This window comes from Flectobacillus longus, assembly GCF_030056705.1.
GTDB lineage: Bacteria > Bacteroidota > Bacteroidia > Cytophagales > Spirosomataceae > Flectobacillus > Flectobacillus longus.
Window position 1 is genome coordinate 1 of record NZ_JASHIC010000061.1, and the last position, 4,529, is coordinate 4,529.

Here is a 4,529-nt window from a genome sequence, read left to right on the forward strand (position 1 = left end):
ATTATATCTTTGCTGAGTACGTAGTACATAAAAAGGTTGCTTTGGTATGGTTCGCAAAACAAATATCAACAACCTTTTTTATTTTTAAGCAATTCTACCAAAAGTCAAGATGACTTCATCTGACATAAGAGAAGTTTGTATAGATGCCTAGTTTGAGACTTAGTCTTGGACTAGCTTTTGCTTCAGTTTACAAGCTTAAGCAATAACATCAATATCCAATTCGTAACTCAAAGACAATCATGCAAAAACCCATTTATTCTTGCATTTGGTACAATCACCAAGCCACAGAGGCTGCTGATTTTTATACCAAACTATTTCCGAATTCGCATGTTCTTCAACAGAACCACATGGTAAGCTCCTTTGAGCTAATGGGTACTAAATTCATGGGATTAAATGGAGGACCACGATATAAGCCAACTCCAGCTGTGTCGTACTATGTGTATTGTGGCAGTGAACAGGAAATAGCGCGGTTGTATTCGGCACTTTTGGAGGGAGGAAACGCTGTGATGCCATTGGGGGAATATGATTGGAGTAAGAAATACGCATGGCTCTGCGACAAGTTTGGCGTATATTGGCAATTGGATATTCAAGCAATAGATGCTACACAAAAAATCGTCCCTACACTCCTTTTTGCCAATGATAAATTTCCACGCATCAAAGAAGCGATCAATCAGTACGTTCAGATTTTTGACAATTCTACTGTAAAAATTGAATCGCCTTATCCAGCCCACTTTAACTTTCCAGACGACAGACTTCTTTTTTGTCAGTACCAATTAGGAAGTATTCTATTCAATGCCATCAGTAGTCATAACGCACACGACTTTGATTTTTCTCCAGGCAATTCCTTTGTCATAGAATGTGATACACAAGAAGAGATAGATTATTACTGGGAAAACTTAGGTAAAAATGGAAGATATGACCAATGTGGGTGGCTCGCAGACCAATATGGTGTTTCTTGGCAAGTTGTCCCAACTATTTTACCAAAGCTTATGAGTGACCCCGCAAAAAGCAAAAATGTGATTCAAGCTTTTATGAAAATGCAAAAATTCGATATTCAAACGTTACTCGATGCTTAACTTTAAGCTAGAAAAGCCTCTGCTGACCAGTCAAAATACATTTCAACCACTCATCTCAATTTGTTGGGGTGTTCTCTACACATTTCAATATATTGTAGTTAAAAGTATTTCTAAGAAGGTATGTGATTTATTTTTTACATACTTTTTCATAAAATCTTGCGTTTTAACCAACAATAATTTATCAATCGCAAATACTACAATAAGTCCGTCAAATGTTTATTTTTGTAGTTCTTATCAAGTCCATTCTGATATTTTTTTGAATACAAGGCTTGATTCTGCTCCATCATTCTAGCCTGCAAGAGCAGTATAGCATTTGGAATAAACTTTTGCAAAATTGCAGTAAACATTAAATCAAACCATGAATCTAAAACACATAGTACTTTGTTCGGGCGTAGCACTTACGTCATTTGCCACTCATGCTCAAGTAAAAAAGTCTGCTACACCAGCATCAAAAGCAGCCACTAAACCTGCTGTTGCAAAGGTAGCTTCTACAGATACCAAAGAAGTAAAGTTGACCAGCTTGGCTGACTCAGCAAGTTATAGTTTAGGCGTTTTAGTTGCACAAAACTTCAAAATGCAAAATATTCCTATCAATTCAGAATTGATGGCAAAGGCTTTTGGCGAAGTAATGAAAGGCTCTAGTACTTTGGTTTCGGATATGCAAGCAAACCAAATCCTTCAAAAATTTATGATGGAGGCACAAGCAGCTCAGTACAAGCCAATCAAAGAAGCAGGCGAAAAGTTTTTGGCTGAGAACAAAAAGAAAGAAGGCGTTGTTACTTTACCAAGCGGATTGCAATACCAAATCTTGAAAGCAGGCGATGGTCCAAAACCAACGGCTAACGATAAAGTAAAAACACATTATCATGGTACTTTATTAGATGGAACTGTATTTGACAGCTCTGTTCAACGTAACGAACCTATCACTTTCCCAGTAACTGGTGTAATTCAAGGATGGATTGAAGCGTTACAATTAATGCCAGTGGGCTCTAAATGGAAATTGTTTATTCCTCAAGAATTGGCTTATGGTTCACGTGGTAGTGGTCCTGTAATCAAACCATATTCAGCTTTAGTATTTGAAGTTGAATTACTAAGCATCGAAAAATAATAAAGCGAATCAAGGATTGAGTGGTTGGTCTTTTTTACTAGTCACTCAATTACCTTCGCATCGAATCCCTATGAAGAAATATCTCATTGCACTTGTTCCTGTTACGCTATTGGCAGTTATGGGACTTCGCTCGACCTCACATAGTGCCGAGAAAAACCTTACTGTGGCTTACAAATTTAGTGAAGACGACCTCAAACCCACCGAAACACAGAAAAAAGTAGAAGAATTAGTGACACAAATCCTGACGAATTATCATTACAGAAGGGTTCCTCTCAATGATTCTTTATCTTCAAAAATCCTCGATAACTATATCAAGGAGCTTGATGGTAATAAAATGAATTTCACGAAACAGGATATTCAAGATTTCGAACAATTTCGTTATTCACTGGATGACCAATTGCAAAAAGGTGATTTGACAGCTGCATATCAAATCTATAATATTTATCGTAAAAGAGCGAAAGAACGTTTTACGTTTGTAAATCAACTTTTGACCAAATCGATGAATTTTAACATAGATGAGGTTTATACGCCTGATAGAGAAAAAGCTGAATGGGCTTCGAACAAACAAGAGCTTGATGAGATTTGGAGAAAGGCAATTAAAAGTACTTTGCTAGACTGGAAAATCAGTGGAAAAGCTGACTCTTCTGCTATCAAAGATTTGAAAGAGCGTTACTCTCGTAGTGAGAAATATTTCGATAAAACAAAAAGCGAAGATGTATTCCAACAATACATGAACTCTTTTACCGAAAGTATAGACCCGCATACCAACTACATGATTCCGAAAGCTGCTGCACAGTTCAACCAAGAAATGGCTCAGTCGTTTGAAGGTATTGGAGCAACGCTTCGTTTGGATGGCGATTATGTAACCATCATCGAGCTTATCACGGGTGGCCCTGCGTACAGAAGCAAAGCCCTAAAACCAAAAGATAGAATCGTAGCAGTAGCACAAGGTGAAAACGGTGCTTTTACAGATATTGTTGGTTGGATGACCGACGATGCTGTCAAATTGATTAAAGGACCTAAGAGTACTACTGTACGCTTAAAAATTCTTTCAGGCGATGCGGCAGTTGGTTCAGTACCTAAAGAAGTGCGTTTGGTTCGTGAAAAAATCAAATTAGAAGACGGTAGTGCCAAAAAAGATATTCTAGAATTTACCAATAATGGTCGTTCGTACAAACTAGGTTTGATTACCTTGCCTGTGTTCTACCGTGATTTTGAAGGGGTAAGAAAAGGTGAAGGAGACTTCAAAAGCACAAGTGCAGATGTTAAGAAGTTCTTGACTGAATTAAAAGCAGAAAAAGTTGACGGTGTAATCCTTGACCTTCGTAATAATGGCGGTGGTTCTTTGGTAGAAGCCGTTAGTTTGACAGGCTTGTTTATTCCTCAAGGGCCTGTTGTACAACGCAAACATGCTGATGGTGAAATTTCGGCTGAATACGACCGTGATGCTTCTGTAACTTATGATGGTCCATTAGGTGTTTTAGTAAACCGCTTTAGTGCTTCGGCTTCAGAAATCTTTGCTGGAGCGATCCAAGATTATAAGCGTGGTATCGTTGTGGGTGAGCAAACTTATGGAAAAGGAACTGTTCAAACTTTAGTAGATTTAGGTCGTTTCTTAAAAGGTGAGCCAGACAACGTAGGTCAGTTGAAAATCACGATGGAGAAATTCTACCGTATCACAGGTAGTAGTACACAACACAAAGGTGTAACGCCGGATATTCAATTACCTTCAGGCTTCTCAGCAGAAGAATACGGCGAAAGCTCACAACCTAGCGCATTGCCTTGGGATATGATTGCTACAACCAAATACACTCCGTCTTCAGATGTAAATGAACAAATTGTTGCGTCCTTAAACAAAAAATACCAAGAGCACTTGAAATCAGAAACAGATTTGAAAAAATTAGTCGCTGATTTTGATTACTGGAAAAAAGCGAAAGAACGCAAAACAATCTCTTTGAAAGAAGACAAACGTCGCAAAGAAATTGAAGAGCAGAAAAAACGCAATAGCCAAGACCTTGCTGAAGAGTTAGCCGATGTAGAAAAACCAGAAGCTAAAACGGAAGTAAAAACTGACTCTGTAAGTATTGCACAAGCAAAACAAAAAGCAGCTAAAGAAAGACGTGAAAAAGACGCTTATTTGAAGGAAACAGAAAGATTATTAACAGATTATATCTTCCTTGCTCCTTCTAATGGTATCAAAATCACTCAGAATAAAAAATAAGAATGCTGTCTAGTCCTGAAAAAAGTTGACAAGGATTAGATTATAAAATTTGATTAATATTAGCCTCGGAAGGACTTACTTTCGAGGTTTTTTTCTTCCATTTTATTAATGGTATTTCTTTTTG

General features: G+C 37.6%; 3 protein-coding genes. All 3 read left to right on the forward strand.

Going from position 1 to position 4,529, the window contains the following annotated elements; all coding sequences use genetic code 11:
* Positions 1-239: 239 nt before the first annotated feature.
* A complete protein-coding gene (locus QM491_RS25395) occupies positions 240-1,076 on the forward strand; it encodes a VOC family protein (protein ID WP_283330389.1) in 837 nt (278 codons plus the stop codon).
* Between the two features lie 358 nt (positions 1,077-1,434).
* Positions 1,435-2,184, forward strand: a complete 750-nt coding sequence (bamJ, locus tag QM491_RS25400; protein ID WP_283330390.1) for a BamJ family beta-barrel-assembly machinery protein — start codon at positions 1,435-1,437, stop codon at positions 2,182-2,184.
* Between the two features lie 70 nt (positions 2,185-2,254).
* Positions 2,255-4,405 carry a carboxy terminal-processing peptidase gene (locus QM491_RS25405; protein WP_283330391.1) on the forward strand — a complete coding sequence of 717 codons (2,151 nt, stop codon included), beginning with the start codon at positions 2,255-2,257 and terminating at the stop codon, positions 4,403-4,405.
* Positions 4,406-4,529: the final 124 nt, after the last annotated feature.

Excerpts from the sequence above, each read along its gene's own strand:
- QM491_RS25395 (WP_283330389.1), top strand. The coding sequence starts at position 240 with ATGCAAAAACCCATTTATTCTTGCATTTGGTACAATCACCAAGCCACA.
- bamJ (WP_283330390.1), top strand. The coding sequence starts at position 1,435 with ATGAATCTAAAACACATAGTACTTTGTTCGGGCGTAGCACTTACGTCA.
- QM491_RS25405 (WP_283330391.1), top strand. The coding sequence starts at position 2,255 with ATGAAGAAATATCTCATTGCACTTGTTCCTGTTACGCTATTGGCAGTT.